We start from the raw sequence: 18,646 nt of genomic DNA on the forward strand, positions 1-18,646 counted from the left end.
GACACTTTCCCGCACGCCGCCATTCCCCCAGCTCAACCCGGTCGGGCGGGGTCAGAAGCCGCCCGGGGTGGCCGGGCGGGGCGCCCGGCGTCGCCCGTTGCGCCAGCCGCCGCGCCGCTCGGCGGCCAACCGGGCCTGGCGGCGACCCGACTCGAAGGCCACCTCCCCCCGCAGCCGACGCCAGCTCTCCCAACGCCGGACGCTCAACTCACCGCTGTCCACCGCCGCCCGCACCGCGCAGGCCGGCTCGGCCTCGTGGGCGCAGTCGCCGTACCGGCAGCCGGTGGCCAGCTCGGCGATGTCGGTGAAGGCGCGGTCCAGCCCGGCCGAGCCGTCCAGCAGACCCACCGCCCGTACCCCGGGGGTGTCCACGACCGCGCCACCGCGCGGGACGGGCACCAACGCCCGCCACCCGGTGGTGTGCCGACCCTTGCCGTCGACCCGGCGGATCGCCTGGGTCGGCATCACCGTCGCCCCGGCCAACGCGTTGACCAGGCTCGACTTGCCCGCACCGGAGGGCCCCAGCAGCCCCAGGGTGCGGCCGGCGGCGACCAGCGGGCGCAGCGGGCCCAGCCCGGTGCCCCGCTCGGCGCTGACCGGCAGCACCGGCACCCCGGGGGCGACCTCGGCGAGCTGCCGGGCGATGGTGGCGGCGTCGGCGGCCAGGTCGGCCTTGGTGAGCACCACCACCGGCCGTGCCCCCGACTCGTGGACCAGGGCGAGCAGCCGTTCGATCCGGCCGTTGTCCGGCTCGGGGTGCACCGGCTCGACCACGGCGGCGGTGTCCAGGTTGGCGGCGAGCACCTGACCGCTGGCGTCCTTGCCGGCGGTCCGACGGATCAACGCGGTACGGCGCGGCAGCACCGTCTCGATGGTGGCCCGGCCGTCCGGCCAGGCACCCAGCAGCACCCAGTCGCCGACGCAGGGCAACCGGGTCAGGTCCCGGGCGGCGTCGGCCAGCACCGCGCCACCGAGGGTGGCGCGCACCGGACCGTCCGCGCCGAGCACGGTGCAGACCCCCCGGTCGACCCGGGTGACCCGGCCGGGCCGCCGACCGGTACGCCGGTACGGAAGGCTCGCCCATCCGGCGTCCCAGCCGAGGGCGGTCAAGTCGACGGTCATCGCATCCTCATCACGGTCGAGAGCTGGTCGTGGCGGTGTCCGCGTGCTGCCACCGGCATGCCACCACCCCCCTGTGCCGTCGCGGTGCCGCGTACCACGCCGACGGTAGGGGCCGGACCGCCGCGCCGAAAGCGATTTCCCCGACGACACGGGCCGGCCCGGACCGATAGGGTCGACGGGTGACCACCGATCCGCTCCTGCTGACCGGAGCGGTGGCCGAGGCCACGGCCCGCCTGCTGGACACCGCAGCCACCTTCGACACCGCCGGCGTCACGGCCGGATCGGCGCTGCCCGGCTGGACCCGTGGCCACGTGCTGACCCACCTGGCCCGCAACGCCGACGGCTTCGTCAACCTGCTCACCGCCGCCCGCACCGGCCAACGCATCCCGATGTACGCCAGCGCGGCGAGCCGTACCGCCGACATCCAGGTCGGTGCCGCCCGACCGCCCGCCGCCCACCTCGACGACCTGCGCCGTAGCGCGGACCGGTTCACCGAGGCGGTCGCCGCGATGCCGGTACGGGCATGGGCGGCCACCGTCGAGACCCGGCGCGGCCCGTGGCCCGCCGCCCAGCTGGTCTGGGGGCGGCTGCGCGAGCTGGAGGTGCACCACGTCGACCTGGCGGCCGGCTACCGGCCGACCGACTGGACACCTGCCTTCGCCCACCGGCTCCTGCACGACGTGACCACCACCATGGCCGACCGGACGGACGTGCCGGCCATGGTCCTGCGCGTCGACGGCAGCCGGCACGAGCTGGCGCTCGGCGACCGCGCCGGGGCACCCACCGTGCGGGGCCCCGTCCACGACCTCGCCGCCTGGCTGATCGGCCGGTCCGGTGGCGACCTGCTCACCGTCGATCCCGACGGCCCGTTGCCCATCCCACCGGAATGGATCTGAAGAACACGATGACCTACCGCGGAGACGTCACCGTCGGCGGCGCGCCGGCCGTACGCGAACTCGACCAGCTCACCATCACCAAGGTGGCGGTCGGGCCGATGGAGAACAACGCCTACCTGCTGCGCTGCCGGTCCACCGGTGAGCAGGCGCTGATCGACGCGGCGAACGAAGCGCCCCGACTGCTCGACCTGGTCGGCGACGCCGGGCTCGCCACCGTGGTCACCACCCACCAGCACATGGACCACTGGGTGGCCCTGGAGGAGGTGGTCGCCAAGACCGGCGCCCGGGCGCTGGCCCACGTCGACGACGCGGCCGGCCTGCCGATCCCCACCCAACCGCTCACCGACGGCGACACCGTCACCGTCGGTGACTGCACCCTGGAGGTCATCCACCTCGTCGGCCACACCCCCGGCTCGATCGCGCTGCTCTACCGCGACCCGGCCGGCAGCCCGCACCTGTTCACCGGGGACTCACTTTTTCCCGGTGGCGTGGGCAACACCGACCGGGACCCGGAGCGTTTCGGCAGCCTCATCGACGACGTCGAGCAGAAGCTCTTCGCCCGGCTGCCGGACGAGACCTGGTTCTATCCCGGGCACGGCCGGGACAGCACGATCGGCGCGGAGCGGCCCTCGCTGCCGCAGTGGCGTACCCGGGGCTGGTGACCCGGGTCGGTGCGCCGGGTGCCGCCCGGCGCACCACCGGTCAGCCGCCCCGCAGCACCTGCACCCGGCGCACCGGCGAGTCGACGAACGGTTCGGTGGTCGGTACCGAGTAGCTGGCGACCACCGACAACCGGTGCGGTGGCAGCTCGCCACGGCCGGGATCGCCGACCAGCACCTCGACCCCGGCGGCGGAGATCCGGTCCAGGAAGGCCAGCATCCGGGCGGTCATCGCCGGGGTGTAGAAGACGTCCCCGGCCACCAGCAGGTCCGCCGCCGGTCGGGGTGCGTCCAGCAGGTCACCGCTGCTGGTCACGACGGTGACCCCGTTGGCCCGGGCGTTGACGGTCGCGGCAGCCAGCGCGTACGGGTCGATGTCGTTGGCCTCGACCCGCTCGGCCCCGGCCAGGGCGGCGGCGATGGCGACCAGCCCGGAGCCCGTGGCCAGGTCCAGCACCCGACGCCCGGCGACCAGCTCGGGGTGGTCGAGCAGGTGGCGGGCCAGGGCCTGACCGCCGGCCCAGGCCGAGGCCCAGTACGGCGCCGGCAGCGCGTTGCCGGCACTGGCCTCCATCCGGGCCCACCAGACGATCGCGTCCTCGGCCAGGTGTAGTCGCACCTCCGGCACGAACGGGGTGGGCATCAGCCGGAGCCGGTCCATGCCCGCACCGGGCACACCGATCTCGTTTTCCAGCTCCGTCAGTGCGGCACCTGTTCTCACCGGGGCAAGCATGCCCCACCGGAGGGCCGGCCGGAGGCAGATCCCCCTTCGTCGGCGCGGCCTGCGGCACTTCGGCCAGCGAATCGGGCCTCGGCCGGCTACTGTTCGGGGTGGAACAGGCGATCATCGACCAATGGCCGGTGGTCAGCCGCAGGAAACAGGGAGAGATGCATGGCAACCGGCACGGTCAAGTGGTTCAACTCGGAAAAGGGCTTCGGCTTCATCGAGCAGGACGGCGGAGGCCCCGACGTCTTCGTGCACTACTCGGCGATCGCTTCGAGCGGCTACCGGGAACTGCATGAGGCGCAGAAGGTCGAGTTCGAGGTGACCCAGGGGCAGAAGGGTCCGCAGGCGGACAACGTCCGTCCGCTGTAAGTCTGTGTGCCGGTGGCGGCGGCCGGGTTCCGACCGTCGCCACGGCTCGGACTCGCCGCCGGCACCCGGCTCAGGTCACGTCACCGCCCGGGTGACGATCGCGACAAACCCGTAGTCGCCGCTGACGCACAGCCGCAGCGGCCATCGCGCAACGGGTGTTGCGCAATGCTCGCTGCCGACTGCGCCCGACCGTGGTCACCCGGTCGGCCGTGGTGTCACGCCATCCGGCGGTCGATCTCGTCGGCGACCTGGGTGACCAGGCTCGACGGGAGCAGCGCGGCGAGCTTCTCGGGGGTCAGCCCGGCGAGGACGCCGGCGATCACCGCCTGCTCGTTGACTGCCTGCCTGGGCAGTTGGCTGACCTGCGCCACGAGCGCGTCCAGCCGCAACATCGTGTAGTCCAGCTTGGCGACCATGCTGTTGGCTGCCTCAGCGCCACCCGGCCCGTCCGGGTCGACCTTGCGCCCCATGCTCGTACCGCCGTAGAACATCCCGAGGTAGACGTTGTGGATCTCGTTCTCGGCCTGCTCGCTCATGTCTTCCTCCAGTAGTCCGATGCTGGTCAGGTAGCGGCGGAACAGCGGGGTCTGGTCCCGCCCCGCCTTCGTGGCGTCCCGGAAGAAACTGACGTGGGTGTGCCAGAGATGGGAGTTGTCGCCGGTGGTACGCCGGCCCAGCCGGTCCCACCGCCGCACGACCCGCCCGTCCGGGGAGTAGATGATTTCGCGGATGTCGCGGGTGTCGGCCGCGCCGGCAACGCACTGGGAGACGCACCAGACCGAGAAACTTCGCAGGTCATGGGTACGTCCGCGGGACGTGACGCGGAACATGCCGACGTCCAGCGCCGAGGCGTCGAGGGTCAGGCCGTTGCGGTCGCGCGTCGACTCGACCACCGAGTAGTCGTTGGTCACCACCCGGTCCGAGCCACAGTGGTAGCCACCCCGGTGGTTGGCGTCGCCGACGATACCGACCTCGTTGGGCTCCAGGTCGTCGTCCCGAACCCGGTCCGGATCGGTGTTGAGATGTCGTAGCAGCAGGCTGCGCACAGCCAGCAGATTCGCCGGTGCCCGAGTCATCGATTACCTCCTCTGGTGCGGCCGGAGCGGCACGGGGAACCACCCCTGGCCACCGTGGAGCTCCGGTACGGATGCCCGATCAGGATCATCAGGCGATGACCCAAAGTTACTTACGGGCATCGAAAGGTAACAACGTCAAATGTCCGTTTTTCTCACCGAAGCACCCCGCGAGTCCCGCTCACGAACCACCGCACCCTGATCCGCACCGGAAGCGGGCTGAGCTGGGATTATCTCGGACACTCGCGAGGGTGCCCGGCCGCTGCGGCCACGCCGGGCGGCATCCCGCTGCGCCCGTAGACCATCCGCCACGGCGGCCAGGAAACGACTCACCACTACCAACTCATCGTCACTCAAGGTAGCCATAGCCGCGTCTGCGGCGGTGTCCAGCGGCCGGCGGAACTCCTCGGCGAGGCTGGTCCCCTGCACCGCGTCACGCAGCAGCAGCCGTCGCCGGTCGGCGCCGTCGCGGTCGCGGCGCAGGTGTCCGGCCCGTTCCAGCCGGTCGAGCAGGGCCGTCACCGACCCCGGGGAGAGGTCCAGATGGTCGGCGAGACGGCCGGGGGTGAGCGGATCGGCGGCCGATTCGGCGTCCCGGACCGCGATCAACGCCCGCAGATCGGTGTCGACGAGGCCGTGCAGCTGGGCGAAGGCAGCCCCGGCCTGCTGCCCGTGGGTCAGCAGCCGGCGCAGACCGGCCACGGCCTCGCCGGTGAGCCGCGCCCGGGCCGCGCCCTGCGACGGACGGCTGCCGGACGCTGCCACCCTGGCCACCTCCGGGTGACGTCGGACCCCTCACGGGCATGGCATCCAGCATAAAACCGGCAACGCGGATTCCGGTCTCTTCCCGGCCGCGCCACGGCGCGCAATTGCCCGGCCGCCTGCTGCCGAGCGAGTCGACCGGGCGCCCGGCCAGCGGTGGGCCGGTCAACCGGTGCGGTGGCGGGGCTGCTCCGGTCGGGCGGTGCGCACCGAGTCGCGGTGCTCGGCCATCGAGGTCACCATCGCGGCCAGGAACCGGTGCACCACCTCCAGCTCGGCGTCACTGAAGGCGTCCATCACCTGGTCGGTGCGGCGGCCCAGCGGACGGAAGAAGTCCATGGCCAGGGCGGCACCCCGGTCGGCGTACCGGAGGAAGACCTTGCGGCGGTCGGCGGTGTCCCGGTCCCGGCGGACGTGACCGCCCCGCTCCAACCGGTCGACCAGGGCGGTCACCGAGCCCGAGGAGAGGTTGAGGTGCTCACCCAGGCGACCCGGGGTGATCGGGTCGTCGGCCAGCTCGGCGTCCATCACGGCGAGCAGGGCCTGCAGGTCGGTGGCGTTGAGGCCGTGCAGGTTGGCGAAGGCGTGCCCGACGTGCTGGGCGTCACCGCTGTAGCGCCGCAGGTCGGCCGCGATCTCCGCGACGAGGTGCGCCCGCCGGGTGTCCCTGCGCCGGTACATGCCGTGCCCTGCCACGTCCGTCACCCCCTCGCCGCGGGTTGCAGCATAACTCAACTGCCGATAATCTCGCCTATCAAGATATTCGACTGTCGGGAGATGCCAGGTGGCCTCCTGCGAGAGACCTTGAGGCATTGGATGTCCGTGTTCACCCGCGTCGTGCGCGGCCGGTTGGCCGCCTGGCTCACCGTGGCCGCCGCGATCGCTCTCGGCGCGGCCGTCTTCGCGCTGCCCACGCCCGACAACCCGGCCCCGGTCTCCTCGACCGGGCTCTCCACCCAGTGGCAGTCCACCCAGGTCCAGCGCCTCCAGGACGAGTTGCCCTCGCGCGACGTCCAACCGGCGATCGTCGTGGTCAGCCGCGCCGACCGCGCCGCGCTCACCGAGGAAGACCGCGCGGCGGTAGCCGGCACCACCGACCCGCTGAACTCCTTCGCCGTCGGCGGCCGGACCAGCTCACCCCAGTTCTCCCCGGACGGCACGGTCGCCCTGGTCGCCGTGCCGTTGTCCACCAGCGGCGGCCAGGAGCAGGTCGCCGACACCGTCAAGGAGCTACGGGCCGGCCTGACCGGACTGCCCGACGTCCTCACCGTCGAGGTGACCGGTCCCCCGGCGTTCACCACCGACCTCACCAACGTCTTCGAGGGTGCGGACACCACCCTGCTGGCCTTCACCGCCGCCGTGGTCGCCCTGCTCCTGCTGGTCACCTACCGCAGCCCGTTCCTGTGGATCGTGCCGCTGCTGGTGGTGGCGGCGACCGAGCAGCTCACCCTGCGGGCCATCGAGACCATCGTGCCGGCCGTCGGGATCCACTTCGCCGGTGGCGCCGTCACCGGCATCGCCAGCGTCCTGGTCTTCGGCGCCGCCACCAACTACGCCCTGCTGCTGATCGCCCGCTACCGGGAGGAGCTGCGCCGCGAGGAGGACCGCTTCGTCGCCATGCGCGCGGCGCTGCGCCGCACCGCCGAGCCGATCCTCGCCAGCGGCTCCACCGTCGTGCTCGGCGTGCTCACCCTGCTGCTGTCCGAGCAGGAAACCAACCGGGCCCTGGCGGTGGCCTGCGCCACCGGTGTCGTCTTCGCCATGGCGTCGGCGTTGTTCGTCCTCCCCGCCGCACTGGTGATCTTCGGCCGGGGGCTGTTCTGGCCCTTCGTGCCCCGCGTCGGCGGACCAGCCCGCGAGGGTCGGCTCTGGGGCCGGCTCGGCGCGCTCGTGGAGCGCCGCCCGGTCCCGGTGGCGCTGCTGGCCACCCTGCTCCTGGCCGGCCTCGCCCTGGGCGGCCTCGGCATCCGCACCGGCCTGTCCGAGACCGAGCAGTTCCGGGTCAAACCGGAGGCGGTCGCCGGCGCGGAAACCCTCGCGCGGGCCTTCCCGGCCGGGACGACCCAACCCGTCACCGTCCTGACCACCCCCGCGGCGGCGCAGGCCGTCACCGCCACCGCCGCCGAGGTGGACGGGGTGGCCTCCGCCCGCCCCGGCGACGCGGGCGACACCGTCGCCCAGATCGACGTGGTGATCGAGGCCGAGCCGGGCACCGCCGCCTCCGACCGGACCATCGAGGCGCTGCGCGACGCCGTCGCCGCCGTACCCGGCTCCGCGCCACCGGCGGTCGAGGGCGCCGGGAGCTTCGACGGCGCCCTGGTCGGCGGCACCGTCGCCGCCACCTACGACTCCGCCCAGGCCGACCGCAAGGACCTGCAGCTCATCCTGCCGCTGATCCTGCTCCTGGTCGGCAGCGTCCTGGTGCTGCTCCTGCGCGGCATCGTCGCCCCCATCCTGCTGGTGCTCACCGTCATCGCGTCCTTCTTCGCCAGCATCGGCGCGGGCTGGCTGCTCTTCGACCACGTGCTCGGCTTCCCCGCCCTCGACAGCGGGGTGCTCCTGCTGGGCTTCGTGTTCCTGGTCGCCCTCGGCGTGGACTACAACATCTTCCTGGTCACCCGGGCCCGGGAGGATGCCCGGCGCACCGGCACCCGCGCCGGCATGCTCTCCGCGCTCCGGGTCACCGGCGGGGTCATCACCAGCGCCGGCGTGCTGCTCGCCGCGGTCTTCGCCGTCCTCGGCGTACTGCCGCTGCTCACGCTCACCCAGATCGGGATCATCGTCTGCATCGGCGTCCTGCTCGACACGCTGCTGGTCCGCACCGTGCTCGTACCGGCGCTGGTGTTCCTGCTCGGTGACCGCTTCTGGTGGCCGGGCCGGATCAACCGCACCGCCTCGGCAGCGCACCCGGCTGACGAGCCGGGCCCACCAGCCAACCGGCCCGACCAGACAGCCGGTGCGCCGGCGCCGGTGACCAGCCGGGATTGACCGGACGACCACCGTGGGGCGGGGACGGACCTCATCCGGCCCCGCCCCGCTCCCTCTCCCCCTGCCGGGCGGCGTCCTCGGCACCGACAGCCAGCTGCCGCGGCGGCGTCGGGCCCGGGGTGAGCCGCGCGCGGGTCGCCCAGGCGACCATGAACACCGCCGGCCACGCCGCCCCGAGCAGGACCGCCGTCGCCGTGCCGCTGGCCGTACTGACCCCCAGGTACAGGCGGGCCAGCCCGATGCCGACCACGCCGGCCACCGCCGCGGTCCAGACCGCCACCGCCACCGGCCACCGGGTGCCCCGGGCCAGCAACCAGGCCAACGTGCACAGGCTCGCGGTCGTCACCGCGCCCTGGGTCGGAAACCACAGCTCCGCCCCGTCCGCACCGATGGTGTCGGTGGCCACCGCCAGGACCAGCAGCGGCACGAACGCCCCGACGGTGCCCAGGAGCCCGAGCAGATCCGCCCGCCACGTCCGGTGCCGCCAGGCCAGCACCGCGGCCACCAACGCCACCACCACGATCAGGTACGACCCCCGCAGCACCGACACCACCAGCATCGTCACGTCGACCGCCCCCGGGGTCCGCCGCTGGGCGAACCAGGCGGCGATCGCACCGTCGACCAGCGCCAGCCCGCTGTTGCGGACCACCACCCCGAGCAGCCAGGTCACGGCGAACCCGGCGGCCACGACCAGCGCCAGCCCGGCGGTCAGGTTCAACAGGAACGTCCAGACCGGCCCGACCCGCATGGCGACCAGGAAGAACAACACCCCGTACCGGTCCCGCAGCCAACGCACCGGGGGCAGCGCCACGGCCCGGGACAACAGGGCCCGCGCCGGATCGGGATTGCGCCCCAGCCACCGGCCGGTCAACACCACCGCCACCAGGCAGACCACCAACAGCAGCAACGCACCGGTGGCCTGCCCCAGCAGCCGGGACACCGTCTCGTAGGACTCCCCGGCCAGATACCCCACCAGCACCGACCCGCCCACCCAGGTCAGCACGCCACCGACGTTCCAGGGCAGGAACCGCCGGTACGGCATGCCGGAGGCGCCCGCCAGGCGGGGCACCAGGGTACGGGCGAAGGCCAGCCACCGGGCCCCGAAGATGCCGCGCCCACCCAGCCGGCCCAGCATCGCGTCCGCCCGGTCCCACCGGGCCGCCCCGACCCGGGTGCCCAGCCCGCTGGCCCGCAGCCTCGGTCCGTACCGGCGACCGGAGCGGAAGGCCAGCGTGTCACCGGTCACCGCTGCGACAATCATCACCAACAGCGCCGGCCCCAGCCGCAGCGTGCCGGCGTAGGTGAGGAAACCGACAAGCAGCAGCGTCGCCTCGGCCGGCACCAACAAACCGAAGATCACCGCGGTCTCCCCGGCCACCAACACCGCGGCGATCACGTAGATCGCCAGGGACGGCAGTCCCTGCAGGGAATTCAGCAGATCGTGCACGACGGCTTCCGCATCACGCGGCCAGCATGCCAGCCGCCGTACCGATGACGGCAGGAGTTACGACAGAGATCCGGGGGAACCGGGGGTGACCCCGATTCGGCCTCGGAACCGAGCAGGCGGGAGGATGGACCCATGCAGCTTCGCACCGACCTCCGCAACGTCGCCATCATCGCTCACGTCGACCACGGCAAGACCACCCTGGTCGACGCCATGTTGCGGCAGGCCGGCGCCTACGGCGCCCGCGGCGAGACGACCGAGCGGGTGATGGACTCGATGGACCTGGAACGGGAGAAGGGCATCACCATCCTGGCCAAGAACACCGGCGTGCGGTACCTGCCGGCGGACGGCTCGGAGCCGGTCACCATCAACATCATCGACACTCCCGGGCACGCCGACTTCGGTGGCGAGGTGGAGCGGGGCCTGACCATGGTCGACGGGGTGGTGCTGCTGGTCGACGCCAGCGAGGGACCGCTGCCGCAGACCCGGTTCGTGCTGCGCAAGGCACTGCGGGCCCGGCTGCCGATCATCCTGGTGATCAACAAGGTGGACCGTCCCGACGCCCGGATCAAGGAGGTCGTGGACGACACCTACGAGCTCTTCCTCGACCTGGACGCCGACGAGACCCAGATCGACTTCCCGATCGTCTACGCCTGCGCCCGCGACGGCATCGCCTCGCTGACCCAGCCGGCCGACGGGGCCGTACCCGACGACAGCAACTCCCTGGAGCCGTTCTTCCGGACCCTGCTCGACACCATCCCGCCCCCCGCCTACGACCAGGACGCCCCGCTGCAGGCGCACGTCACCAACCTCGACGCCTCCCCCTTCCTGGGTCGGCTCGCGCTGTGCCGGGTCCGGCAGGGCACCATCGCCAAGGGCCAGTCCGTCGCCTGGTGCCGCACCGACGGCAGCACCCAGCGGGTCCGCATCTCCGAACTGCTGATGACCGAGGGACTGGAGCGCAAGCCCGCCGAGTCCGCCGGCCCCGGTGACATCATCGCCGTCGCCGGCATCCCGGAGATCATGATCGGCGAGACCCTCGCCGACGCCGAGGACCCCCGGCCGCTGCCCCTGATCACCGTCGACGAGCCGGCCATCTCGATGACCATCGGCACCAACACCTCGCCCCTGGTGGGCCGGGTCAAGGGCGCCAAGGTCACCGCCCGGATGGTCAAGGACCGGCTCGACAAGGAGCTGATCGGCAACGTCTCGCTGCGGGTGCTGCCCACCGAGCGCCCCGACGCGTGGGAGGTGCAGGGCCGGGGCGAGCTGGCCCTGGCGATCCTGGTCGAGCAGATGCGCCGGGAGTCCTACGAGCTGACCGTCGGCAAGCCGCAGGTGGTCACCCGGGAGATCGACGGCAAGGTCTGCGAGCCGGTCGAGCGGCTCACCATCGACTCCCCCGAGGAGTACCTCGGCGCGATCACCCAGCTGCTGGCCACCCGCAAGGGCCGGATGGAGCAGCTGGTCAACCATGGCACCGGCTGGATCCGGATGGAGTGGCTGGTCCCGGCGCGTGGCCTGATCGGTTTCCGCACCGAGTTCCTCACCGACACCCGGGGCACCGGCATCCTGCACCACGTCTTCGAGTCCTACGAGCCCTGGTTCGGTGAGCTGCGCACCCGGCAGAACGGCTCCCTGGTGGCCGACCGGGCCGGCGCGGTGACCTCGTTCGCGATGATCAACCTGCAGGAGCGCGGCCAGCTCTTCGTCGAGCCCACCACCGAGGTCTACGAGGGCATGATCGTCGGAGAGAACTCCCGTTCCGACGACATGGACGTCAACATCACCAAGGAGAAGAAGCTCACCAACATGCGGGCCTCGACCTCCGACGAGACCGAGAAGCTGATCCCGCCACGCAAACTCTCCCTGGAGCAGGCCCTGGAGTTCTGCCGGGAGGACGAGTGCGTCGAGGTGACCCCGGCCGCGGTGCGGATCCGCAAGGTCGTGCTCGACCAGACCACGCGGGGGCGGGCCGCCGCCCGCCGCAAGCACGCCGGCTGAGGTACCCGTCGAACGGGCCCCGCCACCACACCGGGGGTGGGGCCCGGCCAGGTCAGGAGTGGGCGTGGTGAACTTCGCCGAGGTCGACCGGGAACTCGACGGACTCGGCGGGAGCGTGTCGGCGTACCTGGGTCGACTCGACGCCCCACCCACCTGGACGCGGCGGGCCGACGCCACCCACTACGCGGCGAGCACGATGAAGGTCGCCGTGCTCGCCGCGCTGCACCGGGCCGCCGAGTCCGGCCGGCTCGACCTGGACGCCCCCGTCGAGGTGGTCAACGAGTTCGCCTCCGCCCGTCCGGACGCGCCCCGGTTCTCCTGCGCCCCGCACTTCGACAACGACCAGGCCGTCTGGGCCCGCCTCGGCACCGGGGCGACGCTGCGCTGGCTCGCCGAACGCATGATCGTCCGCTCCAGCAACCTGGCCACCAACATCCTGCTCGACCACGTCGGGCTGCCGGCGGTCGCCCGGGTCTGGGCGGCAGCCGGTGCCCGGCACAGCGTCACCGGCCGGGGCATCGAGGACTTCGCCGCCCGGGACGCCGGCATCGCCAACCTGGTCACCGTCGCCGATCTCGCCGCCCTGCTCGCGGCGATCGCCACCGGTGCCACCCGCCGGGGACCGCTGGCCTCCCCCGCCCACTGTGCGGCCATGCGCGACGTGCTCCTGGCCCAGCAGCACCGCGACGACCTCGCCGCCGGGCTACCCGAAGGTACCCCGATCGCACACAAGAGCGGCTGGGTACGCGGCGTCCGGCACGGTGCCGGGGTGGTCTACCCCGACGACGCCCCGCCGTACGTGCTGGTCGTCTGCACCACCACCGAGGGCCGCGACGTGGACGCCTGCCGGCTGCTCGCGGACCTCTCGGCCCGGTCGTGGCAGGCCCGGCAGCAACTGACCCCCGCCCACTGACCCCAGACGGCGACCGGTCAGTACGGGCTCTTGGCCAGCGCGCGGCGACGGTCCACGGAGGACTTGACCAGGCTGGCCACGGTGGCCACGGCGAGGGTGCTCAGGATCACCACCAGGGACAGCCAGATCGGCATGTGTGGGGCCCAGCCGACGTGCTCGCCACCGTTGATGAACGGCACCCGGTTGTCGGCCAGCGCCTCCAGCACCAGTTTGACGCCGATGAACCCGAGCACCACGGCCAGCCCGTAGGTCAGGTAGACCAGCCGGTCGAGCAGACCGCCGAGGAGAAAATAGAGCTGCCGCAGCCCCATCAACGCGAAGACGTTGGCGGTGAAGACCAGATACGGCTCCTGGGTGATACCGAAGATCGCCGGGATCGAGTCGAGAGCGAAGATCAGGTCGGTGGTGCCGATGGCGATCATCACGATCAGCATCGGGGTGAACAACCGGCGGCCGTGCTCCCGCTTGGTAAGCCTGGCGTCGTGGTAGTCGCCGGAGATGGGCAGCACCCGACGGCTCCAACGGATCAGGACGTTCTCCTTGAACTCGTCCTCCTCCTGCTCGCCCTGCCGGGCCAGGTTGACCGCGGTGTAGATCAGGAACGCTCCGAACAGGTAGAAGACCCAGGAGAACTGGGTGATCAGGGCCGCACCGGCGGCGATGAAGCCACCGCGCATCACCAGCGCCAGCACGATGCCGATCAGCAGCACCTTCTGCTGGTACTGCCGGGGCACCGCGAACCGGGCCATGATGATCACGAAGACGAAGAGGTTGTCGACCGAGAGGCTGTACTCGGTGAGCCAGCCGGTGAAGAACTCGCCGGCCGGGCGCGCTCCGGCGACGAACCAGAGCCCCGCGCCGAAGATCAGGGCCAGTCCGACGTAGAGGCTGACCCAGATGCTCGACTCGCGAATGCTCGGCTCGTGCGGGCGACGACCGATGATCAGCAGGTCGACCGCCAGGACGACGGCCAGCACGAGCAGCGTCGCCGCCCACACCCATACGGAAACGGTCACGTTCATCCTCCGGCAGACCCGCAACGTCGGGCACACCGTACTGCCCCGGCGGGGCTGGCATACCGGCGACGCTGACTCTGGTGGGTGGCGGAGGTCTCTTCCGTCACCGACGCGGGTGCGAGCCGGTGACCGACGACGCCGGGTCGGCCACCGGGACCGGCGACCGGCCGTGCTGACGACCTCGTCGTAGGGGAATACTCCCCTCCTCGCGGGCCATTGTTCACCATCGTTGGCTTCCGTCGCATCCCGGTGGCGTCGAATGCCGAACAGATCACGTGGTGCCGGTGCCGTACGGCACCACGCCTAGAGCATCCTAGGAGACTGGGCCGAGGCGACTGCCGGGGTGGCCCGGCGGCTGTCGTCGTCAGGGTGGACCGGGCCGCTGCGGATCGTCAGGCCGGGGCGGTGACTGCGGTCGTCAGGCCGGTGGGAGCAACGGATCGGCCAGCGACCAACCGGCGGCCAGCACCGCGTCGCAGGCCGCCACGGCCCGCGCCAACCGTTGCCGGTGGCTGCCGGTCAGCTCCACCACCGGTACGCCACTGGTCGCCAGCTCGGCCCGGAACCGCCCGGTCATCCAGACGCGCAGGTGTTCCCCGTCGCGCAGCCCGTCGTCGGTGAAGGGCACCTGCCGGTGATCGGTCAGCAGGTACAGCGCCGGACGCCGGGCCGCCGCCCGCACCTCTGCCGATGTCGAGCCGAGGTACCGCTCCTCCCACAGGGCGGTCGCCCGGGTGTCGGTGTCGCAGATCAACAGCGGGCCGGACGAGCGGGCGGCGGCGTCCTCGGCAGCCTGCTGTTCCCGGACCACCTCGGCGAAGTCGTCCCGGTCCCACGTCACGTCGGCGACCGTCGCCTCCGGTCGGTCCCGGCGCAGCCGGTCGAGCTTGCGGGCGGTCAACTCCCGGCCGTACTCGGGCACCCAGCCGGTGCCGTAGTGCTCGGCGAGGGCCCTGGCCATGGTGGTGGTGCCGGTCGACTCCGCGCCGAGAACCACCACCCGCCGCACGAACCACGCCCGCACCGGCGGACTCAGCCAACGCCAGTGCCCGACCGGGTCGGCCCGCACCGACGTACCGGAGACCGGCACGGCCCGGCGGTCCACGTCCACGCAGACCGGCACCGCGTCGAACCGGCGCGCCAGCTCCTCGCCGTACGGCTCGGAGGAGAAGACCGCGTCGACCGGGTCCGGCCCGACCGCCTCGCGGAACACCGCGCAGTGCGCGTCCCAGGCGACCGGATCGGTGTAGTCGACCGGATGGTCGTCGTACCGGCCGACCACCCGGACCCGCCCGGTGCTGGCGTGCACCTCGCGCAGCCACGCCACCCGCAGGTCCAGCGGGATCGACTCGCGCCGGGACGGGGCCACCACCACGGTCACCCGGGCACACCGGGCCGCCGCCGCCTCGATCAACGCGTGGTGCCCGGCGTGCGGCGGATAGAACTTGCCCACCACCATCGCGTGCCGGAACTCCAGGTCGGCCACCGCAGGCTGCCGGGCGATCGGCCCGCCGTCGGTACGCACACCGTCGGTGCTCACGCCGTCGGTACGCATGCCGCCGTCGGTGCTCACGCCGCCGCCGGAGCGGGGCCGGGCTGCACCGGGGTGGCCGGTGCCGCGGCCCGCAGGTCGGCCCGCCAGGCCCGCAGGCCCAGCACACAGAGGGCCAGGAAGATCAGGTAGAGCCCGGCGGTGAGCCAGAGCCCCTTGTACGCGTACAACGGGATGTAGATCAGGTCCGCAGCGATCCACACCCACCAACTCTCCACCAGCTTGCGGGTCTGTCCGTAGGTGGCCAGCAGGGACAGGGCGGTGGTCAGCGCGTCGGCCAGCGGCACGGTCGAGTCGGTGGCCCGTTCCAGCAGGGTCCAGAGCCCGCCGGTGAGCAGCGCGCCGGCCACCGCCAGCAGCAGCCACTCCCGCCGGCCGGTACGGCTGACCGTGAGCCGGCTGCGCTGCTCGCCGCCGAACAGCCAGTGCCACCAGCCGTACAGCCCCAGCCCGACGTAGACGATCTGCAGGCCGGCGTCGGCGTACAGACCGGCGGTCCAGAAGAGCACCATCAGCAGCAGCACGTTGGCGATGCCGACCGGCCAGTTCGCGATCCGTTGCCGGGCCACCAGCCAGACGTTGAGCACGCCGGTGACGAACCCGAGCACCTCGGCCCGGGTGGTGCCGACCCCGGCCACCTCGAACACCGGGACCGTCAGCCAGTCGATCATCAAACTCTCCCCATTCGCGCGAGCCCACCCTAGACGAGCTGCCCCTGGGGCGGCGATAGCCGTTTCGGCCCGTCGAGCACCGCCGCCTCGGCCCCTCCTGCGGGTGGGCGGACCCCGGCGGGCACGGTGGTCGGGTCCACGTGGGAGGCTTTCGACATGGTGCTTGAGGTCGCGCTCATCGACGTACTGCCCGGACACGAGGACGACTTCGCCGCCGCGTACGCCGAAGGTCATCCGGTTCTCGCCGGGGCCCCGGGCTGCCGGTCGGTGCGGATGACCCGGGGGATCGAGTCCCCCACCCGGTTCGTGCTGCTGGTGGAGTGGGACTCGGTCGAGGCGCACGAGGAGAACTTCCGCGCCACCGAGCGGTTCCAGCGGTGGCGCTCGCTGATCGGCCCGCACTTCGCCGGCCCGCCGGTGGTCGAGCACTTCGTCGACGTACCCGCCTGAAACTTCGACGGACCGGCCGGAACTGTCGTACCCCGGGGTACCGTCCGCCGGCGGTCGCCAGTCCCGGCGGGCTACGGGGGCGTCGGGCCCGGCGACCGCGCCCGGATGACATCGGCCGGCGTCGTGCCGACGCAGGCAATCGACTGGACTCGCCACGGCGAGAGGCGATTGACTGTCGACCATGACGGAGCGGGTCGTGCTGGTGACCGGGGTGAGCAGACGGATCGGCATCGGCGCGGCCGTCGCCCGGATGTTCGCCGCCGACGGGTGGCGGTTGCTGCTGACCGGATTGCCGGCGTACGACGACGCCCAGCCCTACGGCGGGGATCCCGATGGGGTGCCCGCGCTCCTGAGTGAGCTGGGTGACCGGGCCGGGTTCGTCCCCGCCGACCTGCTCGACGCGGCCGCCCCCGGCGAGTTGGTCACCGAGGCGGTCCGCCGGCACGGCCGCCTCGACGCGGTGGTGGCCGTGCACGCCTACTCCACCCGCACCGAGCTCGGGTCGCTGGACGCCACGGAGATCGACCGGCACCTGCTGGTCAACGTACGGGCCACGCTACTGCTCGCCGAGGCGTTCGGCGCGGCGTTCAGCGGCGACTCCGGTGGCCGGTTGGTGCTCTTCTCCAGCGGGCAGCGGCTCGGTCCGATGCCCGCCGAGCTGGCCTACGCCGCCAGCAAGGCCGCGGTGGAGAATCTGACCACCCAACTCTCCGTGCTGCTGACGCCCCGCGGGATCACCGTCAACTGCGTGAATCCGGGGCCGACCGACACCGGTTACGCCACGCCGGACGCGCACGCCGCCGTGGCGGAGCTCTTCCCCGGCAGGCGCTGGGGCACCCCGCAGGACGCGGCCCGACTGGTCCGTTTCCTCTGCTCGCCGGAGGCGAGCTGGATCACCGGCCAGGTGATCGACTCGGAGGGCGGTTTCCACCGGTACCGGTGACGGCCGTCGGGCTCACTCCGGGTCGGCCGGACGGTGGCCGTTGGACGGGTCGACCAGCTGCTCGCGCAGCCACGCCAGCGTCTCCCCCGCGTCCAGCGCGAGCGCGGCCAGCCACTCGGCCGTCCGCTGGTACCGCTCGACGTCGGCCTCCGTGCCCAGCCGCACGTCGGTGGTCAACGTCTCCAGCATCACGGTGCGCGGGTCGGCGGGGTCGGGAAACGAGTAGCAGGAGAACGGGGCGAGTGGATGCAGCCCGGCCCGTAGTGCGGCTCCCCGGGGCAGCACCCGTACCGTCACGTTCGGCCGGCCGGCGAGGCCGAGGAGGTGTCGCAGCTGCTCCTGCCACACCTCCTCGGGCACACCGAGCGGGTCGCAGGCGGCCTCGTCGAGCAGCGCTGTGTAGTCCGGCGGGTGGGGTCGGCCCAGCACCTCCTGGCGAGCGAGCCGGGCCCGCACGTCGGCCTCCACGTCGATGTCCGGGCTGACCAGCCGGCCCGCCTCGACCCGGAGGCGGGCGTACGCGGCGCTCTGCAGCAGACCGGGCAGCACCGCCGGCTGGTACTCCACGATGGCCGCCGCGCCGGCCTCCAGCTCGGCGTAGGTGCGCTGGCGCTCACTCATCTCGCTCAGCGACTTCCACCAGCCGCGGCCGGTCGCCGCGTCCCGGGCGATGACGATGAGCGCCTCCCGTTGGGCCGTCGGCACCTGGTAGACGTCGAGCAGGTCCAGCACGTCGGCGAGGTCCGGCCGGCTCTGCCCCAACTCGATGCGGGACAGCTTCGACGTCGACGCCCACCCCAGTCGGTCGCAGACCTGTTCCAGGGTGAGCGTCGCGTGTCGGCGCAGTTGACGCAGCTCGGCGCCCAGGCGCGCACGGCGGATGACAGGACTCGTTGGCAACGGCATGCGGCCTCCCCAGGTGGCAGACTACGCAGGTCCGTCACTCAGGGCAATACTTCCCTTGCTGTTAGCTACCGCCCTTAATGGGACGGTTACGTCGTTTCACCGGGAGCCCTCGGCCGCTCCCACGATCCGCCCCGACCCACCGGCGCTGCCG

General features: G+C 72.4%; 17 protein-coding genes and 1 pseudogene. 8 read left to right on the top strand and 10 right to left on the bottom strand.

The window, feature by feature from the left end:
- Positions 1–51: 51 nt before the first annotated feature.
- Positions 52–1,122: a ribosome small subunit-dependent GTPase A gene (gene rsgA / locus ACN28G_RS16045; protein WP_091440808.1), complete on the bottom strand. Its 1,071-nt coding sequence runs from the start codon at positions 1,120–1,122 to the stop codon at positions 52–54.
- A 179-nt stretch (positions 1,123–1,301) separates the two neighbouring features.
- Here rsgA and ACN28G_RS16050 point away from each other — a divergent pair, with 179 nt between their 5' ends.
- Both ACN28G_RS16050 and ACN28G_RS16055 read left to right on the top strand, forming a co-directional pair.
- Positions 1,302–2,018, top strand: a complete 717-nt coding sequence (locus ACN28G_RS16050; RefSeq protein ID WP_091440811.1) for a maleylpyruvate isomerase family mycothiol-dependent enzyme — start codon at positions 1,302–1,304, stop codon at positions 2,016–2,018.
- An 8-nt stretch (positions 2,019–2,026) separates the two neighbouring features.
- Positions 2,027–2,680: an MBL fold metallo-hydrolase gene (locus ACN28G_RS16055; RefSeq protein ID WP_091446736.1), complete on the top strand. Its 654-nt coding sequence runs from the start codon at positions 2,027–2,029 to the stop codon at positions 2,678–2,680.
- Positions 2,681–2,720: 40 nt separating this feature from the next.
- Here ACN28G_RS16055 and ACN28G_RS16060 read toward each other — a convergent pair whose 3' ends face one another.
- Positions 2,721–3,410: a class I SAM-dependent methyltransferase gene (locus tag ACN28G_RS16060; protein ID WP_091440814.1), complete on the bottom strand. Its 690-nt coding sequence runs from the start codon at positions 3,408–3,410 to the stop codon at positions 2,721–2,723.
- 159 nt (positions 3,411–3,569) lie between these two features.
- On the opposite strand from ACN28G_RS16060, the gene ACN28G_RS16065 reads away from it, so the two are divergent.
- On the top strand, positions 3,570–3,773 hold the full coding sequence (locus ACN28G_RS16065; protein ID WP_091440819.1) for a cold-shock protein: 204 nt from the start codon (positions 3,570–3,572) through the stop codon (positions 3,771–3,773).
- Between the two features lie 215 nt (positions 3,774–3,988).
- Here the strand turns inward: ACN28G_RS16065 and ACN28G_RS16070 are convergent, their stop codons facing one another.
- The 3 genes and pseudogenes from ACN28G_RS16070 to ACN28G_RS16080 form a co-directional block, all read right to left on the bottom strand.
- Complete coding sequence (locus ACN28G_RS16070) at positions 3,989–4,849, bottom strand: hypothetical protein (RefSeq protein ID WP_091440823.1); 861 nt, start codon at positions 4,847–4,849, stop codon at positions 3,989–3,991.
- Between the two features lie 261 nt (positions 4,850–5,110).
- A pseudogene (locus tag ACN28G_RS16075) lies at positions 5,111–5,611 on the bottom strand (MarR family transcriptional regulator); the annotation flags it as partial.
- A gap of 162 nt (positions 5,612–5,773) precedes the next feature.
- Entirely contained in the window at positions 5,774–6,289 is a 516-nt protein-coding gene (locus ACN28G_RS16080) for a MarR family winged helix-turn-helix transcriptional regulator (RefSeq protein ID WP_091440828.1), read from the bottom strand.
- A gap of 135 nt (positions 6,290–6,424) precedes the next feature.
- Between ACN28G_RS16080 and ACN28G_RS16085 the strand changes: the two genes are divergently transcribed.
- On the top strand, positions 6,425–8,596 hold the full coding sequence (locus ACN28G_RS16085) for an MMPL family transporter (RefSeq protein ID WP_091440833.1): 2,172 nt from the start codon (positions 6,425–6,427) through the stop codon (positions 8,594–8,596).
- 31 nt (positions 8,597–8,627) lie between these two features.
- Here ACN28G_RS16085 and ACN28G_RS16090 read toward each other — a convergent pair whose 3' ends face one another.
- Positions 8,628–10,043 carry a VTT domain-containing protein gene (locus tag ACN28G_RS16090; protein ID WP_091440835.1) on the bottom strand — a complete coding sequence of 472 codons (1,416 nt, stop codon included), beginning with the start codon at positions 10,041–10,043 and terminating at the stop codon, positions 8,628–8,630.
- A gap of 132 nt (positions 10,044–10,175) precedes the next feature.
- On the opposite strand from ACN28G_RS16090, the gene typA reads away from it, so the two are divergent.
- Positions 10,176–12,044, top strand: a complete 1,869-nt coding sequence (gene typA, locus ACN28G_RS16095) for a translational GTPase TypA (RefSeq protein WP_091440838.1) — start codon at positions 10,176–10,178, stop codon at positions 12,042–12,044.
- 67 nt (positions 12,045–12,111) lie between these two features.
- Positions 12,112–12,957, top strand: coding sequence for a serine hydrolase (locus ACN28G_RS16100; protein ID WP_421480923.1), 846 nt, complete (start codon positions 12,112–12,114; stop codon positions 12,955–12,957).
- 17 nt (positions 12,958–12,974) lie between these two features.
- On the opposite strand, the gene ACN28G_RS16105 is transcribed toward ACN28G_RS16100, so the two are convergent.
- The 3 genes from ACN28G_RS16105 to pnuC form a co-directional block, all read right to left on the bottom strand.
- Positions 12,975–13,973, bottom strand: a complete 999-nt coding sequence (locus tag ACN28G_RS16105) for a TerC family protein (protein WP_091446747.1) — start codon at positions 13,971–13,973, stop codon at positions 12,975–12,977.
- Positions 13,974–14,391: 418 nt separating this feature from the next.
- On the bottom strand, positions 14,392–15,546 hold the full coding sequence (locus ACN28G_RS16110) for an AAA family ATPase (protein ID WP_421479545.1): 1,155 nt from the start codon (positions 15,544–15,546) through the stop codon (positions 14,392–14,394).
- Positions 15,543–16,196, bottom strand: coding sequence for a nicotinamide riboside transporter PnuC (gene pnuC / locus ACN28G_RS16115; protein ID WP_091440842.1), 654 nt, complete (start codon positions 16,194–16,196; stop codon positions 15,543–15,545). The genes ACN28G_RS16110 and pnuC overlap by 4 nt, the downstream gene beginning before the upstream one ends.
- A 156-nt stretch (positions 16,197–16,352) precedes the next feature.
- Between pnuC and ACN28G_RS16120 the strand changes: the two genes are divergently transcribed.
- Together ACN28G_RS16120 and ACN28G_RS16125 are read left to right on the top strand one after the other, a co-directional pair.
- Complete coding sequence (locus ACN28G_RS16120) at positions 16,353–16,646, top strand: antibiotic biosynthesis monooxygenase family protein (RefSeq protein ID WP_091440845.1); 294 nt, start codon at positions 16,353–16,355, stop codon at positions 16,644–16,646.
- 181 nt (positions 16,647–16,827) lie between these two features.
- Entirely contained in the window at positions 16,828–17,589 is a 762-nt protein-coding gene (locus tag ACN28G_RS16125) for an SDR family oxidoreductase (RefSeq protein ID WP_091440849.1), read from the top strand.
- A 12-nt stretch (positions 17,590–17,601) separates the two neighbouring features.
- Here the strand turns inward: ACN28G_RS16125 and ACN28G_RS16130 are convergent, their stop codons facing one another.
- Positions 17,602–18,495 carry a helix-turn-helix domain-containing protein gene (locus ACN28G_RS16130; RefSeq protein ID WP_091440852.1) on the bottom strand — a complete coding sequence of 298 codons (894 nt, stop codon included), beginning with the start codon at positions 18,493–18,495 and terminating at the stop codon, positions 17,602–17,604.
- Positions 18,496–18,646: the final 151 nt, after the last annotated feature.

This window comes from Micromonospora sp. WMMA1923 (assembly GCF_049179195.1).
Classification (GTDB): domain Bacteria; phylum Actinomycetota; class Actinomycetes; order Mycobacteriales; family Micromonosporaceae; genus Micromonospora; species Micromonospora yangpuensis.